Annotated in this window: 17 protein-coding genes and 4 tRNA genes; 8 read left to right on the top strand and 13 right to left on the bottom strand. The window is 35.1% G+C overall.

Annotated elements, in window-relative coordinates; translation table 11 throughout:
• The first annotated feature begins 598 nt into the window (after window positions 1-598).
• From BM253_RS05155 to BM253_RS05145, 4 genes are all read left to right on the top strand, one after another.
• A complete protein-coding gene (locus BM253_RS05155) occupies window positions 599-1504 on the top strand; it encodes a helix-turn-helix domain-containing protein (protein ID WP_091520293.1) in 906 nt (301 codons plus the stop codon).
• A 53-nt stretch (window positions 1505-1557) separates the two neighbouring features.
• A complete protein-coding gene (locus tag BM253_RS17300) occupies window positions 1558-1707 on the top strand; it encodes a hypothetical protein (RefSeq protein WP_177205736.1) in 150 nt (49 codons plus the stop codon).
• Between the two features lie 64 nt (window positions 1708-1771).
• Window positions 1772-2428 (top strand): hypothetical protein, encoded by a 657-nt coding sequence (locus BM253_RS05150; RefSeq protein WP_091520290.1) that lies wholly within the window; start codon window positions 1772-1774, stop codon window positions 2426-2428.
• A gap of 77 nt (window positions 2429-2505) precedes the next feature.
• Complete coding sequence (locus tag BM253_RS05145; protein WP_091520287.1) at window positions 2506-2973, top strand: META domain-containing protein; 468 nt, start codon at window positions 2506-2508, stop codon at window positions 2971-2973.
• Between the two features lie 88 nt (window positions 2974-3061).
• On the opposite strand, the gene BM253_RS05140 is transcribed toward BM253_RS05145, so the two are convergent.
• The 7 genes from BM253_RS05140 to BM253_RS05110 form a co-directional block, all read right to left on the bottom strand.
• Complete coding sequence (locus BM253_RS05140) at window positions 3062-4381, bottom strand: aspartate kinase (protein WP_091520283.1); 1320 nt, start codon at window positions 4379-4381, stop codon at window positions 3062-3064.
• A gap of 276 nt (window positions 4382-4657) precedes the next feature.
• Window positions 4658-5608, bottom strand: a complete 951-nt coding sequence (locus BM253_RS05135; RefSeq protein WP_245758449.1) for a bestrophin family protein — start codon at window positions 5606-5608, stop codon at window positions 4658-4660.
• Between the two features lie 75 nt (window positions 5609-5683).
• Entirely contained in the window at window positions 5684-7288 is a 1605-nt protein-coding gene (locus tag BM253_RS05130) for a Na+/H+ antiporter (RefSeq protein ID WP_091520277.1), read from the bottom strand.
• Window positions 7289-7449: 161 nt separating this feature from the next.
• Window positions 7450-7974: a hypothetical protein gene (locus BM253_RS05125; RefSeq protein ID WP_091520274.1), complete on the bottom strand. Its 525-nt coding sequence runs from the start codon at window positions 7972-7974 to the stop codon at window positions 7450-7452.
• Window positions 7975-7976: 2 nt separating this feature from the next.
• Window positions 7977-8348 carry a MauE/DoxX family redox-associated membrane protein gene (locus BM253_RS05120; RefSeq protein ID WP_091520270.1) on the bottom strand — a complete coding sequence of 124 codons (372 nt, stop codon included), beginning with the start codon at window positions 8346-8348 and terminating at the stop codon, window positions 7977-7979.
• A gap of 10 nt (window positions 8349-8358) precedes the next feature.
• Window positions 8359-8748 carry a VOC family protein gene (locus BM253_RS05115; RefSeq protein WP_091520266.1) on the bottom strand — a complete coding sequence of 130 codons (390 nt, stop codon included), beginning with the start codon at window positions 8746-8748 and terminating at the stop codon, window positions 8359-8361.
• An 88-nt stretch (window positions 8749-8836) separates the two neighbouring features.
• A complete protein-coding gene (locus tag BM253_RS05110; protein WP_091520262.1) occupies window positions 8837-9412 on the bottom strand; it encodes a Crp/Fnr family transcriptional regulator in 576 nt (191 codons plus the stop codon).
• A 205-nt stretch (window positions 9413-9617) separates the two neighbouring features.
• On the opposite strand from BM253_RS05110, the gene BM253_RS05105 reads away from it, so the two are divergent.
• The 4 genes from BM253_RS05105 (at window position 9618) to BM253_RS05090 (ending at window position 9968) form a co-directional block, all read left to right on the top strand.
• Window positions 9618-9690: transfer RNA gene (locus BM253_RS05105), tRNA-Lys, on the top strand.
• Between the two features lie 14 nt (window positions 9691-9704).
• Window positions 9705-9788 (top strand) — tRNA-Ser (locus tag BM253_RS05100).
• 6 nt (window positions 9789-9794) lie between these two features.
• Window positions 9795-9869, top strand: a tRNA-Pro gene (locus BM253_RS05095).
• Between the two features lie 25 nt (window positions 9870-9894).
• Window positions 9895-9968: transfer RNA gene (locus tag BM253_RS05090), tRNA-Arg, on the top strand.
• A gap of 135 nt (window positions 9969-10103) precedes the next feature.
• On the opposite strand, the gene pdeM is transcribed toward BM253_RS05090, so the two are convergent.
• The 6 genes from pdeM to BM253_RS05055 all read right to left on the bottom strand — a co-directional run bounded on the left by pdeM (window position 10104) and on the right by BM253_RS05055 (window position 17071).
• Window positions 10104-10766 carry a ligase-associated DNA damage response endonuclease PdeM gene (gene pdeM, locus BM253_RS05085; RefSeq protein WP_091520257.1) on the bottom strand — a complete coding sequence of 221 codons (663 nt, stop codon included), beginning with the start codon at window positions 10764-10766 and terminating at the stop codon, window positions 10104-10106.
• A complete protein-coding gene (locus BM253_RS05080) occupies window positions 10763-13216 on the bottom strand; it encodes a ligase-associated DNA damage response DEXH box helicase (protein WP_091520253.1) in 2454 nt (817 codons plus the stop codon). The genes pdeM and BM253_RS05080 overlap by 4 nt, the downstream gene beginning before the upstream one ends.
• Before the next feature lie 2 nt (window positions 13217-13218).
• Window positions 13219-14799 (bottom strand): ATP-dependent DNA ligase, encoded by a 1581-nt coding sequence (locus BM253_RS05075; RefSeq protein ID WP_091520249.1) that lies wholly within the window; start codon window positions 14797-14799, stop codon window positions 13219-13221.
• Window positions 14796-15803: a ligase-associated DNA damage response exonuclease gene (locus BM253_RS05070; RefSeq protein ID WP_091520245.1), complete on the bottom strand. Its 1008-nt coding sequence runs from the start codon at window positions 15801-15803 to the stop codon at window positions 14796-14798. The genes BM253_RS05075 and BM253_RS05070 overlap by 4 nt, the downstream gene beginning before the upstream one ends.
• A gap of 364 nt (window positions 15804-16167) precedes the next feature.
• Window positions 16168-16422 carry a SemiSWEET transporter gene (locus tag BM253_RS05060; RefSeq protein ID WP_091520238.1) on the bottom strand — a complete coding sequence of 85 codons (255 nt, stop codon included), beginning with the start codon at window positions 16420-16422 and terminating at the stop codon, window positions 16168-16170.
• Window positions 16423-16507: 85 nt separating this feature from the next.
• Window positions 16508-17071, bottom strand: coding sequence for a Crp/Fnr family transcriptional regulator (locus BM253_RS05055; RefSeq protein WP_091520235.1), 564 nt, complete (start codon window positions 17069-17071; stop codon window positions 16508-16510).
• Window positions 17072-17107: the final 36 nt, after the last annotated feature.

Here is a 17107-nt window from a genome sequence, read left to right as displayed (position 1 = left end):
ACAATGATAATACCGTTTTTGAAATATTGTAAAAATTGATACTTAAATCGTTGAAAATAGTGTGTTTAAAAGAGTATTTAATTTAAAAACTGCTTTTAATTAAATAAATTATGAAAATTTTATGGTAAAATTTTCCCCAATATGTCTAAAAAAAACACTTTTATTGTGTAGTTGTATATTAGTTTTTATCATTTTTGGTGTATAAATATTTAGTGTCCTATCAAATAATAAAATGTTATAATCCCATTTTATAAAAGCATATCTCTTAAAATTACTTTTACGTTGTTCACTTATTTTAACCATTTATTGTAGAAAATGTATTAAAAATATACTGTTAAAGAATATTAAATTTGACTAAATTCATTAGAAATGATTTGGGTTTCTAACGATTTAAAGATCAAGCGTTAAAACGCTAAATCTAAAAATAAGATTAAAAAGTTGTTGTTGTTAATGCTTAAATTGTTCACACGGTAAAATGATATTGGTATTTAGTTTGTTGTAACGTAGTGTAATTTCAATTTGTATAGAATTTTCAGGCTGTAGAGCGCTGTAGATTATTCGCGGTGTAACTTGTAGATTCGCGTACTATTTTAAGCAGATGGAAGGAATAAAAATTAGTAATGTAAAAGAATTTGCGCAGATGAAAGAATTTTTAACCAAGCCATTTTTAGATTTAAAGAACAAACAATTTTTAAGTTTACATTCTTTAAAAAAAATTAGTGATACAGAACGCGCGTTTTTTACCTCTAAAAACGTTGGTGCATATACGGTTCATTTTTATACACGCGGGCAAGGTATGTACAAATTGGGTAATCAGGAAACGGTGGTTGAATCGCCGGCTTTGTTGTTTAGCCCGTTAGATAGAATTAAACATTTTACCACATCAAACGATTGTGAAGGATTTGTTCTTATTTTTTCTGAAGTGTTTTTCAGTAAAACCAGTATGAAAAGCTTTTTTTTACATCACACCCAATTGTTTAACAGCCTTGATAAAATTGTTTTTTTTAAAATTGAAGATCGTTTTGATGATGTTTTGAACTTGTTTCAATTGATTATTAACGAACTAAGAAGACCTTACAGCGAAATTCAGGAACAAATACTGCTTAATTACGTTTTTAGCATGTTGCTAATTAGCGAAGAGTTGCATAAGCACGAACGCGTTACGTTTAGAACTGATAAAGACATTAAAATTGTAAGAGATTTTAAATTACTGTATAATAAGGAATTAAACAAAAGACAAAGTTTAAAATTCTTTTGCGATAAAATGGATTTAAACTTGAATACCTTAGAACGAGCTTTTAAAAAAAATGAAAATACCACTCCTAAAAAATGGGCTAATAAGCGTTTGGTTTCCGAAATACAGATTGAATTAAACCGCATGGACAGTTCGATTGGAGAAATTGCTTTTAAATTCGGTTTTAGTGAAGTAACCAATTTTACCAAATTTTTTAAAGGACAAACCGGTATTACGCCCAAACAATTTAGAGAAAGACTGCAGGGTTAATACCATTTTTTAATCATTTAAAAAGCACTTGTGAAACATAATACACTTGAATAATGGATAATAATGAAGAATTAGACAAACAAATAGAAATTAAAAAGGTTTTTACAGAAGAATTGCTTAAGCAGATCGATACATGGAATCAAAAATTAAGAGAATTAGATATTCCTTTAAAAGTAGATTTAAAATTTATCGATGAGGTTTAAGAACAATCTTTCATAAAATTTGTGTGTAGTTTTATTGTTCAATTTATAGTTAAAAATAATTTATATGTCAGATATGAAGAGTAATAAATATAGTTGGTTATTGTGTTTTATTGCAACTACACTTATGGTGGCTTGTACTAAAAAAACAGAAAAAAATAATGTAGAACCTACCGTAAAAAGCGACAGTATTGTAAAGAGTCCAAACCAACTGCCAACTTACCAAACGCCAAAAAACATAAGTGAAATAAAGGAATTCTATGCGGCGTGGGAACAAAAACTACAAACCGGATTTTATAAAAAAATAGCATTTAATTACAACTGTGACAATGAAAAAAGCGGTAAGCTCACCTATTTTTTCGAAGATGGCAATTTAAGAATTATAGAGCACAGCTACAGTGAATACGACCACTTTTCTGCCACCGATCGATATTATATTATAAGCGGTAATCCCTTTTTTATTTTTAGTAAGGAAGCAGCTTGGTCTTTTGAAGCCGAAGGTAAAACCAAAGACAATATAACCGAGTATAGAGGCTACATCATTAATAACGAGCCGGCAGAATGTTTACAGAAAAAGTACACGGTATATTCACATTCCAAAACTAATCCAAACCCCGATGAAATTGAAAATACTGTTTCAGATTGCAAAAACATTCTAAAACTCATCGATAAATATCAAAAGCTGGCAACATATAAAAGCACCACAGATGTAGAGTGTAATTAAAAACTTCATTAAGTACTTAATTCTTTTAATAAAGCAAGAATATAATTAACTTTGTTTGTAACCATAAATTAAAGAAGATGAAAAAGATTTTATTTATTGCGGTACTTTCGGCGATTACAACAGCATGTTCTAACAAAAAGGAAACAGAAACTTTAGATAAAACCGAAGTTCAAACCACAGAAGTAACTGCCGATCCAAATGAAATGCTTGGAAAAAAATGGCGTTTAAAAGAGCTGAATGGTACACCAATAGTTTTAGACAGTACTTTTGAAAAATATCCTTACATAAAATTTAACGATATAAATAGCGCTTCCGGTAATTTGGGATGCAACGGTTTTGGTGCAAAAGTAGAATTTACGGGTAGTAACAGCATAAAAATTTCTGAAATTACATCTACAGAAATGGCATGTGGAAATTTAGAGATCGAAACTAAATTCAACGAAGCACTACAAAATACTACAAACTATATTGTTTCAGACAACACATTGTACCTAAACAACAATCAAAATACAACGGTAGCCACTTTAGAAATCGATGCAAATTAGTTATAAACTGATAATTTGCAGATTCAATTCGATACTAAATAAATAAAGACTGTCTAACACTAAGACAGTCTTTTTGCTTAAAATAAAACTAAAATAATCTGTTGTGCAGCGACCTTAAAGCTTCAATTTTATTGGCAGAAGGTAATAGAAGCGAAATATTGTTTTCACTTCCGCCGTACGAAATCATTCTAATAGGAATATGTTTTACAGCTTCGGAAACAATGGTGGCATGACCATGTTTGTTCTTTCTGAAATCGCCCACAATACAAACAATAGATTGGTCGCTGTCTATTTCAACAATACCAAAAGATTCTAATTCTTTTATTATTTCGGTAAGATATTCGGTTTGATCTATTGTCAGTGAAACAGCTACTTCTGAAGTGGTAATCATGTCGATCGGAGTTTTGTATCGTTCAAAAACCTCAAAAATTTGTCTTAAAAAACCATACGCCATAAGCATGCGCGATGATTTTATACGAATTGCCGTGATACCGTCTTTCGCAGCTATGGCCACAATTTGGTTTTGGTTTTTGGTGTCGCCCGAAATTAAAGTTCCCTGCGCACTAAGGTTCATAGTGTCAAGCAAACGCACCGGAACATTAAATTTGCGTGCCGGAAATACACTTTGCGGGTGCAGAATTTTCGCTCCGAAATACGATAATTCGGCAGCTTCATCGAAACTTAGATGTGGAATTGGCTTGGTGTTGGGAACATAACGCGGATCGTTGTTATGGAAACCATCAATATCCGTCCAAATCTGAACTTCCTCAACTTGCAAGGCAGCACCTAAAAGCGAAGCGGTGTAATCAGATCCTCCTCTGCGTAAATTGTCTATTTCTCCTTGTGCATTTCTACAGATAAAACCTTGAGTTATAAATAGGTTTTCGTTAGGATATTTTTTTAGTTGTAAACCTGCATTTTCTTTAATAAAATCTATATTAGGTTCGTTTTCGGAATCAATAAGCATAAAATCAAGTGCTGATAACAATACAGATGAAATACCTTTTTCTTTTAAACGCAGGTGGAATAGGGTAGTAGAAATAATCTCGCCTTGCGCCAAAATAATGCGTTCTTCTTTTGTTGAAAAAGCGGTGTTTTCAAAACTGTAAAGCAGTTGGAATATTTGGTTGATAAAAGCATCTGCTTCAGATTTTCCTTCTGCGGTTTTAAATAATTCTCCTACAAATTTTTTGTATTTATCATAAAGGGAATCGATGTGTTTTCGGGCAGCATCGTTTTCTTTCTTTGCATAAAGCTCGGATAAAATTACAAGGTCATTTGTAGTTCCCGAAACGGCAGACAATACCACGAAATGTTTATTGGCAGTCTGCGATTTAATTATGGGCAATAGTTGTTCGATAAGTTCTGGACTTCCTACTGAAGTTCCTCCAAATTTTAATACTTTCATAGATTAGGTTTGTGTACTATTGTTAAATTATGAGCAAAAAAAAGAGCCTGTCGTGATGACAGGCTCCTGATATGCTGGGTTCTAACCAAAGGAAAATGACTCACGAGTTGCTACGTAAGTTCTGCTTCTTTCCCTTTCTTAAGTTAGATAATATCATTTTTTATTTTTTGATGGGCAAATATACATTTTTTTTTAAAAAATAGATAGTAAAAAGCATTATTTTCTTATACACCTTTAGTTCAAGCAAACAATAAAACTAAAAATAAAAAACTTTTATTACAAAACAATATTATTTTGTGGTTGAATTGGCGTAGGTAAATCTGTTTCGCCTAACATTTCCCTTAAATCAATTTCTATACTTCGACTGATTTGTGTTATGGGAATATCGTTTGCATTTCCTTCAAACGGATTTTCTGTACTTTCACCAATTTGTTCTAATACCAGAAAAACCCAACCTAAAATAACGCTGAACGGAATGGTAAGCCAAATAATATGCTCGCCCGATTTTTCGATAATTTTAGAAAATTCACCAATAAAACCAAGTGGCAGAAGGATACAGAATAAGTTGGTAAAATAGATGTTAATACTTGAGAACTGTCGAGGATAAGGAAAATTTTTAATGCGTTCACATTTACCTTGTTGATCGTACAAATCTTTCAATTGATTGGAAAGTGCTACATAATTGTAATCGGAAATTGTGCCTTGCTGGTTTAGTTTTTTGATAGTTTCCGATTGTTTTGCGATCAATTGTGTAGCTCGGTTTTTGGTTGATAAAATGTAGTTAAGTTCTTTGTCGTTCAAAAAATTTTTCAATTCATCATTCAAGTTACTTTCCCATTCAGGAACTTTGTAATACTGCAAATATTCTTTGTTATAGCTTTTTGTTTTTACGTTTTCCCAGCTTTTAACTTCACGTAATTGAAAGCGCAAAGCGGTAAGCCATGCAAAATGACGGTAAATAATGGTTTGATGTATTATTGCAGTTTCGGTTTCGTTATCTGTTCGTACAAAATCTTTTACCATTATTCCGAAAGCTCGGCTGCTGTTGATAATTGATCCGTAAATTTGCCTTGCCTCCCACATTCTGTTGTACGTTTGGGTATTTTTAAACCCCGAAATAAAAGCAGTGGCAGTTCCAAGTAAAGCAACCGGAACCCACGGAATAGCCAACCATTTAAAATCTAAAAAGTAGAACAGTAGTGTTGGTACAATGCTTAATAAAAGCATTTTGTATATTTTAGTCCGCGTCCATGGAATAAAATGTAGTAGTTTGTAATGGCTTGATATATTCATAAGGTTGAATTAATGGTTAGATCCGCTTATTTTTAGTTCGTCAAGATCCAGTTGCAGTTCGGCTTTTCTAATTTCTTCATCAGTAAAGAATTTTTCTTTTCTTAATTTAAAAAGCTCTTTTCGTTGCAAACTGTAAATCTCTAATAATGTGTGGTGGTAAACTTTAAGATCTTCGGTAGTATTTACACAAAGTTCTAACGATGTTAGCGTCATCTGTGTATTGTTTATTTCTTTTTCAAGATTCGCTTTAAAAATACCAATAAGATCATTTTTGTTGTTGTTATCATGTTTGTTATTAAGTACATTCAACGCAATAGTGTGCAGTCTCAATTTTATACCAGCCTGTTGTTCTTCTTCGGAACTAATAGTATCAATCTCTTCTATCTTGATCAATTTAATAACAAAAGGTAAGGTTAAACCCTGCAAAACAAGTGTAATGAAAATTACTACAAACGTGATGAAAATGATGAGGTTTCGTTGTGGAAAAGCCACAGTATCTGTAAGCATGATTGGAATAGATAAAGCGGTTGCCAGTGAAACCACGCCCCGCATTCCTGCCCAGCCTATAACTAATGGTCCTTTCCAACCTGGAGAAGGATCTTTCCGAACTTTTGCACTTAACCAACGCGGAATATGTGCTATAGGGTAAACCCATAAAAAACGAAGAATAATAGTAATAATGCTTATTATTATTCCGTATTTAATTCCATCGGCAATAGAATAATTTCCTAAACCGTGAATAATTTCCGGTAATTCTAATCCTATCAAAATAAAAACCAAGGCATTCATTACAAAAATAACGGTTGTCCAAACGCCCAGCATATTTAAACGGGTGCTGCCTGTTTTAAAGATTTCGTGCGAACGGTACGACATGAACAAACCACCACTTACAACTGCCATTACACCTGAAAAATGAAATTGTTCTGCCGCAAGAAACAAAATGTACGGAGTCATTAATGTCAAAGCAGCATCAATAGCTGGAGTTGTTGGTAAAAATCTGTGAATAGCGTACATAATATGTGCACCTGTTAAACCTATTACAATTCCCATGATCGATACAATAAAAAACTGACCGGTGGCTTCTTGCATAGAAAAAGTTCCGCTAATTACGGCAAGTAAAGCAAATTTAAAAACGATAAGCGATGAAGCATCGTTAACCAGACTTTCGCCTTCTAGAATGGTCATGATTCTTTTAGGAACTTTCATTCCTTTTAAAACGGTAGCGGCTGCAACGGCATCGGGTGGTGATACAATTCCACCTAACAGAAAACCTAATGCCAATGTCATTCCCGGAATGAACAGCGTTGAAGTATAGGCAATAACACCTGATGTTAGAAACACCAAACCGAATGCCAGTAAAGCAATGGGACGTTTCCATTTCCAGAAATCGTTCCATGAAGTATACCAGGCTGCTTCATACAGCAAGGGAGGTAAAAAGATAAGGAAAATTAAATCGGGTTTAAGATGCAGTTGAGGTACACCGGGAATAAAACTGATGCCCAAACCTGCAATTACCAAAAAGATAGGATACGCAATTCGTATGCGTTGTGCTAACATTACCAATAAAAAAACTACAAATAATAGCCCAAGTATTAGTAGTAGATTATGATGCATAAAAGTGTGTTATTAAGCAGATATTTAAGTGGCTAAATTAATTATTTAATTGACATAATTTAAAATTGTCCTAAATTTGTAAGTAGCATGTTTTTGCTATTTTTTTTCCTAAAGATCAAACACTTTTATGCATCAATAAGTAAGTTTAAGAATGATGTTTTTTAATATTTCATATTCAGATCAAAATCGTATTTCATGGCATCGTAACCTAGAATTCTGCGCATTAAACCCATTTGTCCGCACAGATAATCTTCTCGTCCAATACACATGCCTACAAAGTTTAATACATCTTCCGGAAAAAAATCAATATTCATTCCCATTGGGAAAGCTTTGCTTAATTCATCGTCGGTTACCTGTAATAATCTTTGATAAACAAGTGGTGATATGCTGTGGAAATCTGCAATAAGATCTTGTAGTGAAGGATATGAAAAACTTTCATCTAAGGCTTTTCCTTGAAAGAAAAAATCCTTGTATTTAAATTCTTCGCTTAACCCCAGAACATTTCCCATTGCATAACGCATATCCAGAAAATTTCCGACCATCCAGATGATATGATTCGTTCTTCCTTCGATTCTTTTTAAAGCATCTTCTTCTGAAATTCCTTCAAGAACCATTAGAAAACTTTGACTGTGTCCGCGAAATGCAGGAATAATGATGTCTAATTTTTCTGATTTTGGTTTATCCATAATTAACTTATTAAATGTTTGATTTTTTCTTTGTTGTCAATCAGTATCCAAATATTAATCGCAAAAAATACGCCCGCAATAAGTAATCCTTCAGGCATAAAAGTTGCATTATGACACAAAATACCAATCATTACAGGGAAGATCATTACAGCGCCTAACGCTCTTGTTTTTGGCATAAGTACTAAAATGCCCGCAAGAATTTCTATAGTTGCAACCAATGGCAATATCCATTTCAACGTCATCATAGCTTCGTTAATTTTCATCATTTCTGCAGGAAATTCGGGCATAGGCATGTAGTGGAAAAATTTATCCATCCCTGCGTTGATAAACATTAATGCGAACAGTACAAAAAGGATTGTCTTTACAATTTTCATAGCTTGTAATTTAATTCATTGAGTATAAACCAACGGTATTTCCTTCAGAATCCATAATAATCGAGCAAAAACCATATTCGCCGATCGACATTTTTGGCTGATGAACTGATCCGCCTGCATTAACAACTCTGCTTTCTTCCACAGCGCAATCCATACAACCAAAATAAACAATGGTGCTGTTTCCGCCGGCTTTCAAACCGTCCATTTTCACTAAAGTACCCGATGCTCCTATACCGTCTTCAAATCCGGGAAAAGATTTCATAAGCATTGGTGCATCACCAGGAACAGGCATTTCTGTCAATTGTACATTAAAAACTGTTTCATAGAATTTTGTGGCTCTTTCCATGTCATCAACATAAATTTCGAACCAAGCAACAGGATTAAATTTTTTATTTTCCATTTTCTTTAGAGTTTGTTTAAACCAAATGTAAATTATTATTTAAGATCTGCGACTTGTCTTTTGGCAAGAAATTGATAGATGTTTTAGGTTAGATTTTTGAAAGATCTTTGCGAATTCTGCTTAACGATGTATCTGTAATTCCTAAAAAGGAAGCAATTTGTTTCAACGGCGCATTTTGAATAATCTGCGGTTTTTCTTTAAGTAGTTTTAGGTATCGATTTGTCGCCGTTTCTGTAACAATATCGAGCGATTTTTGCTTTAATGAAAATACTTGGGTTGTGAACCATAAGCGACCCCATTCTGAAAATCCGGGAACGGAATGAAACAAATGCTGAAAATCTTCGAATGATATTTTCCATAAAACACAGTCGGTAACGGTTTGCAAAGTTTCCTGTGAAGGATTTCTCTGAAATAACGAAGCAGGAACAATTACAATTTCATTTTCCACAAAAAACTCGGTTGTTATTTCGTTGTTGTTGTAATCGTGAACAAAAGCCCGCACAAGACCTTTTTCTAAAAGATAATATTCATTAGCAGTTTCGCCTTCTTTCAGAAGAAAACTACCTTTCGTTATTTCTATTTTTTGATGTGCCTTGGCGATGACTTTGATATCTTCTGCTGAAAACTGAAGATGCTGGTAAACCGATTGAAAAATATCTGACATATATTTTTTGCTGAATTTTAGATGAAGATACAAAATAAATGTTTTTTGAAGTTATTAATTTCTAAACGGTTAATTAATTTTTAGGAAACTTAATGATTAAAAACACAGAAAAAGCTTTGTTTTTATTAAAAGTAATTTTACATTTGCACCACTTTAATAACAAAAGTATTTACGTTCTTAATATGTAAGGATTTAAATAATTTTAGACTCGATAGCTCAGTTGGTAGAGCACAACACTTTTAATGTTGGGGTCCTGGGTTCGAGCCCCAGTCGGGTCACAAATTATAATTTAGGAGAGGTGCCGGAGTGGTAACGGAGCAGATTGCTAATCTGTCGACGGGTGACTGTCGCCAGGGTTCGAGTCCCTGTCTCTCCGCAATTTCGGGGTGTAGCGTAGCCCGGTTATCGCGCCTGCTTTGGGAGCAGGAGGCCGCAGGTTCGAATCCTGCCACCCCGACAAATTAAACCTTGTGTTTAGGTTCGGCCCAATAGCTCAGCTGGATAGAGCAACTGCCTTCTAAGCAGTAGGTCTCAGGTTCGAATCCTGATTGGGTCACTTTTTTCTTTGTATCACATAATCATCTTATTTTTTGAATCTTCATTTTTAAGATATGTGTATTAACTTAATCACTTTTATTTATTTTCTGAAATCATTTCTTTAAAACTTTAAAACAATATTGTTTTTTAATTTTTACAACTGATTTGGGACTATAGTGATAAATCCCTCTTCATGAAAACCATAAAAAGTTGCTTCATCAAAAGTTGTTTTAATGTCTAAACCTGTCAATTTGCTAAAGGCGGGTAATATTATTTGTGTAGGTTGTACTACAAAAGAAGGCAATTTTTTTCGACTGTTTTTTAACAAAGGAATTTGAATTCCTGGGTGGATATGTCCTGAAATGGTTGGTAAATTACTGTGTGAACTTGGTTCATGAACAAACTGAATAGTATCAATCATTAAATTTTCGGTTACAGAAGCAATTCCTAAATCTTTGATTAATTTTTCTGAAATACGGTCATGGTTTCCTTTTATCAAATGAAAATCAATAGTAGAAAAAGTAGAGGTTATTCGTTTTAAATCAGTCACTTCTTTGTTGCTGGCAGCATGTATTAAATCGCCTACAATAATGATTTGTTTTGGTTGATAATGTTGAATTAAAAATTGCAATCGCTCTAAATCACTGTAATGCAGATATGATGGTATCGCCATGCCGTGCTTTCTAAAATGGGCACTTTTACCCGAATGCAGATCCGAAAAAATCAAGGCGTTTTGTGCCTGCCAATAAATACTTCGCTGATTGTTCAACAGCAAATCGTTACCACAAAAACAAACAGGTTGTTCAATCAGATTCATTTTTTACGTTTCTTTAAATTTCGTTCAATCATTCGGTTAATGCGCGTTGTAAGATCTTCACTTGAAAGCGACTGTCGTAAGCTGTCTACTTTTATCGGGAAACTCATTGGCGTGTATCGGTCAGTAAATTTAAGGACAATTTTGTTGGATGCAATGCGTTTGAAGGCATCAACCAAACGGACTTCCTGCAACTGCTGATTAAAAACTTCGTTATACGCCTGACGAACCAAAAGATGCGATGGTTCAAATTCTTCCAACACCTTAAAAATGATGCTTGATGATGCCTGAAGCGATTTATTGTTTCGCTGTTTCCCTGGAAACGTTTGTATTACCATGCCCGCAATTACGGCAATATCCCTGAATTTATGCAGAGCCATTTCGGCTGCGTTGATACTTGCAACCACATCGTCCAGTAAATGATCTAACTGAAATAATTCGGTAAGAAATTCCAGATCGACAGGTATTGGCTGATCCGAAAACAATTCAAAACCGTAATCGTTCATAGCGATCGAAAAACTGATCGGAAATCGCTTACTGATTCTGTATGCAATAACGGTTGCCATAACTTCGTGGACCAAGCGTCCTTCTAACGGATACATAAACAAATGATAACCTTCGCGCGTGTGAATCTGTTCCACTAAAAGTTCGTTGTGTAGCGGTAATGCAGAATGAGTTTGCTGATAATTTAAAAGCGGATTTAAAAATTGAATTTCTTTACTTTTGGATTGATTTTCGGCAGCTTCTGATAATTTTTCACGCAAAAACATACTTAAATTGGCACTTAAAGGTAATCTGCCGCCCAACCAACTGGGTGTAATTGCCTTGCCCGAACTGTTGCGAACGTAAACGGTTAGCTCTTTCATTCGCACATATTCTAACACTCTTCCAGCCAAAATAAATTTATCGCCCACTTTAAGTTTTGTCACAAAATATTCTTCAACCATGCCAATGTATCCGCCCGATGTATATTTAACCCGCAACATGGCATCGCTTACAATTACGCCGATATTTAACCGGTGAAGCATACCAATGCGTCGTTTTTTAACTTCGTAAACGCCATCATCATTCACAGCAACCCGATGAAATTCTTCATAATTTTCGCCCAATTTTCCACCTTTTGTAATAAATGCCAAACACCAGTTCCAATCTTCTTCTTGCAGATATTGGAAAGCATGTGTTTGCTGAATAATCGGAAAAAGTTCGTTCGATTTAAAACCGCCGCCCAATGCAATGGTAACCATAAACTGAACCAAAACATCATAACAAAGAACCATTGGTTCTCGTTTTTCCACGACTTTATTTTTGTAGGCATCTTTAAGTGCTGCAACTTCTAACAATTCTAAAGTATGGGTTGGTACAAAATAAATTTTCGATGTTTCATAAGGCGAATGACCACTTCTACCAGCGCGTTGCAAAAAACGGGCAATTCCTTTGCTTGATCCTATTTGAACAACTGTATCAACGGGTTTAAAATCGACACCCAAGTCTAAAGACGAGGTACAAACAACCGCTTTTAACTGACCAGTGCTCAAGGCATTTTCAATCCATTGTCGCAATGCGTGATCTATAGAACCGTGATGCAGTGCCAACTGACCAGCCAAATCGGGATCGGCATTTAAAAGCAACTGATACCATAGCTCGCTCTGGCTTCGGGTATTTGTAAAAACCAAAGTAGATCGACTTTGTGAAATAATTTCAGCAACTTTATCAGCCAACGTTCCACCCAAATGACCTGCCCAAGGCAATACATCAACCTTATCGGGATAAACCGGAATAATTTCGATCTGCTTTTTTTCTTTTGATACAATTTTGATCTTTTTTGATACATTCGGAAGCAAAACTTCCATCGCCTCATCAATATTGCCAATTGTCGCTGTAATTCCCCAAATTTTTAGGTTCGATACGTTGTTTTGAAGATACGCCAAAGCCAGTTCAACCAATACACCGCGCTTGTTTCCCATTAATTCGTGCCACTCGTCAACAGCAATACATTGTAGGTTTTTAAAGAATTTATCACGACTTTTTTGTGCCAGCAGCAAATGCAGACTTTCGGGCGTTACAATTAGTACATCGGGCATTTGTTTGGTTTGCTTGGCTTTTTGTTTAGGATCGGTATCGCCGTTACGTACTTCAACAACCCAGTCAATTCCTATGCTGTCAACGCCTTCCTGCATGGCGCGTGCCAGATCTTTAGCAAGCGATCGGATAGGGGTAACCCACAACAATTTTAAGCCCGACTGCATTTTTTGGTATTGATTGATGTAATTGATGACAACGCCCAGAAAAACCGAAAATGTTTTACCAAAACCTGTTGGTGCAACCACCATGCCGCTGTAACCTTTGTGATAATAGTTCCAGGTTCGCTCTTGAAATTCAAAAGGAACTTTTTGGTCGGTGGTCATCCAATTATTTATGATCTGATAACCTTCGGATGTTTTTAAGTTTTCCATAATTAGGTAATCAGTTTTTTAACTTCATCAATCGTATCAATATCGGCAACAGTTTTGTCTTTTCGCCAACGTAAAATTCTTGGGAAACGCAATGCCACGCCCGATTTATGCCGACTGCTGTAACCAATTCCTTCAAAAGCAATTTCGAAAACCAGCTCGGGTTTTACCGTTCGTACCGGACCAAATTTCTCGATTGCGTTTTTGTTTACAAATTTGCTAACCTCTTGAATTTCTTTATCAGTTAAGCCCGAATAAGCCTTGGCAATGGTAACCAGCGCATCGCCACTTTTAACGGCAAACGTATAATCGGTATAATAACCACTACGGCGACCGCTGCCTTTTTGAGCGTAAATAAGTACGGCATCAATGGTTAACGGATCGGTTTTCCATTTCCACCAATCGCCTCGTTTTCGCCCGGTGTGGTAAGGAGAATCAACATTTTTTAACATTAAACCTTCGCTGTTTATTACACGTGCATTTGTCCTAATTTCGGGTAGTTTATTCCAGTCGATTTCTTTGATAACGGGTGATAAATGCAACGATGAATTTGTATCGATATTAAAATAACTTTCTAAAATTGATCTTCGGTACGAAAGTGGTTTTGTGCGAATATCTTCACCTTTCCATTCTAAAACATCGTAAATATAAAGCGATACGGGAAGCTCTTCGAGCATTTTTTTAGGCAGATTTTTTCTGTTTAACCGTTTTTGAAGTTCGCTGAAATTATATACTTCGCCATTTTTAACCACTAACAATTCACCATCGATCACAAAATCATCAGGAAAATCAATCAACGCTTTTTCTATTTCGGGAAATTGGGCAGTAATCAGTTCTTCGCCACGCGACCAAATAAAAAATTCACCTTCTCGTTTGATTATTTGTGCCCGAATTCCATCCCATTTATATTCGATCTGCCAATCATCGATCGATCCTAATTCAATCAAATCTTTATCCAAAGCATACGCCAAACAAAAAGGATAAGGTTTACTTTTGTTGATTTCGGTATAATTTCCTTTAATTAAACCCTCAAAATCGACTTTGGTTCGATCCCAATCGCCCATAATACTGTGCGTTACGGCGGCAGCTTCCAAGTCAAAATGTTTTGCAAAAGCATTAATAACCGTTTTTGCCGACACACCCAAACGGAAACTTCCACCTAACAATTTATTGAAAATAAAGCGTTCGCTAGTGTTTAAGGCTTTCCAACTGTTAACAACGTAGGTTCGTTTTTCATCTTCCGATTTATCTTTTAAGGCAATAATTTCGTTCATCCATTCAGAAAGTGGTTTTTCAGAAGGATGTTCGTTATCGGGTAACAACAACGCAATGGTTTCTCCTAAATCGCCAACAGCCGCATAACTTTCTGCAAACAACCAATCGGGTAGCTGCGTTTCCTCTAAAACCCACTGTTTTAAAAGTTTCGTGGTTACACTTCGTTTTGGGCGTTTACCTGTGAAAAGTGATAGAAACCATAATTTATCGTCATTACTTGCGGTATCAATAAACAGTTCTATTGCCGCTATTTTCTGCAGATTTTTATTGGTGCTATCTAACGAATTGATCAATTGTGCAAATGCTTTCATAGGCTTTCGGGTGTAGATTCGTCTTCTTCATTTCCAAAAGCAGTATGCAGTTCAACGGCTTCAATTCCGTTTTCGTTCAAATATTTGGCAAATACCGCAGTTTGCCCGTGGGTAACATACACTTTTTCGGCATTTGTTTCTTTAACAGCCTTTAAAAGATCGTCCCAATCGGCATGATCGCTCACGGCAAAACCGGCATCGGCACTGCGCCACCTCCTTGCACCGCGAACCTGCATCCATCCTGAACAAATAGCGTAAACCATATTCGGAATTTTCTTTAAAACATTGGTGTCAACCAGCGATGGCGGAACAATTACAATGCCTTTATTTACATGTTGAACAGTTTCTCTAAAATCGAGCGATTCATAATGTGGCAGTTGAATTCCTGCATTTTCATACGCCTGATTGAGTTTGGTAATGGAATAATGTGTATAAATTGGAGCGATACCATTAACAGCATTCAAAATACGTTGTGCCTTGCCTAAAGAATATCCCACAAAAACCGATGTTTTTCCTATTTCCTGATTGTGAAGTACCCAGTTTTGCATGGATTCATTCAATTTTTCGGTTGATGCCCATTTGTAAATTGGCAGTCCAAAAGTACTTTCGGTAACAAATTCGTGGCATTTAACAGGTTCAAAAACAGTCGAAAGTCCATCGTTCTGTAACTTATAATCGCCTGAAACAACCACAACTTTTCCTTTGTATTCCATTCTAATCTGTGCCGAACCAATAATATGACCCGCCGGATGAAACGACACTTTTACGCCGTTTATGTTGATAGGTTCGTTGTAGCCAATGCCCTGAACCTGAATATCTGCACCAATGCGAATGTGAAGAATGGGAACTGTGAGGTGATGACACAAGTATTTTTTCATTCCCCAACGCGCATGATCGGCATGACCATGCGTTATCAACGCATAGTCTACGGGTTTCCAAGGATCGATATAAAACTTACCCGGAATACAGTAAATGCCTTTGTCTGTAAAATTTAATATTTGCATTTTTTGAATTGCTTACTATCAAATTAAAACTAAAAAAATGGCGTTTTGAATGTTTTTATAAGGGAAGAAAAGATGCGGTTTTTTATAAAAAATCCGCATCTTGGTAATGTAAGAATTTAGTTTTTATTTCTCATTTTAGAAAAAATCCAAAGGACTAATCCAATTCCAAGAAATATTAAGATAAAAGCCCACCACATGCCGGCTTTAAAAATAGTTTCTACCGCACTACAACTTGTTAATAGTAATGAAGTTAGAATGGTACAGCTGAATAAAAAATACTTTTTCATAGTCTTAATTTTTTATAATCTGTATTAAAGTTAGCCAAAAAAAACGAAAAAGCAGCATGATTGCTAACATTTTCATGCTACTTATTTTTGTATCTGAAATAGTAAATCAACAAAGTTGTGTTGACCAAAACAGAAAATCCATTCGAAAGAACAATAGGTAGTTCATCTTTCATAATTCCGTAAACCACCCATAGCGAAACTCCCGTAAGTAAAACGGCGATCATTCCCCATGAAAGATTTTCTACGTCTTTTTCTTTTAACACCTTAATTAGTTGGGGTATCATTGATACCGATGTTAATATGCCTGCAATTGTTCCTATAATTGTTTCCATGTGTACTATTTGGTTAAACGATGTTACATAAATTTAGCACTATTTATGCAAAATTGCTGTTATTGTTCATGGAAACTTATAAAAATTATTTAATATCAGCTCGAATTCTACTTAAACTTACTTGAGTAATTCCTAAATACGATGAAATATAACCCAATTGTACACGTTGAATTAAATCGGGATTTTCTGCCAAAAGTGTTTTGTAACGTTCTGATGCCGTTTTAAACTGTCGCGATATCAATCGTTCTTCTGTTTTAAGTAATTCTTGTTCGGCGAATTTTCTTCCCCAATTGGCAATATGAATGTCTTTTTCGTAAAGCGAATTTAAATCAGTGGTGTTAAGCTGATAAAGATCCCCGTCTTCTAAAAGTTCAATAGTTTCGTAGCCTTTTTCATGCGCCACATAACTTCTCATAGATATAACAGTTTCGCCTTCGCGACCAATCCAAAAAGTAATGTCATTGTCGGGAGTGCGTGCAAAAGCTCTGACAATTCCTTTTTTTATAAAGTAAATATTCTTTTCTACCGCTTTTGTATCAAGCAAAATATGACCTTTTGGGTACGAAACTTCGGTGATATAGCTTTTTAGTACTTTTAAAGAATCCTGTGGGAGCGAATGTACTTTGTTTAAAATTAGATCAATATCCATTGATTAAAATCTGTGTTTTATGTTTTATAAATATAT

It is taken from the genome of Paenimyroides ummariense (assembly GCF_900115115.1).
Lineage (GTDB): Bacteria > Bacteroidota > Bacteroidia > Flavobacteriales > Flavobacteriaceae > Flavobacterium > Flavobacterium ummariense.
This window is presented reverse-complemented; position numbering and strand designations above follow the sequence as displayed.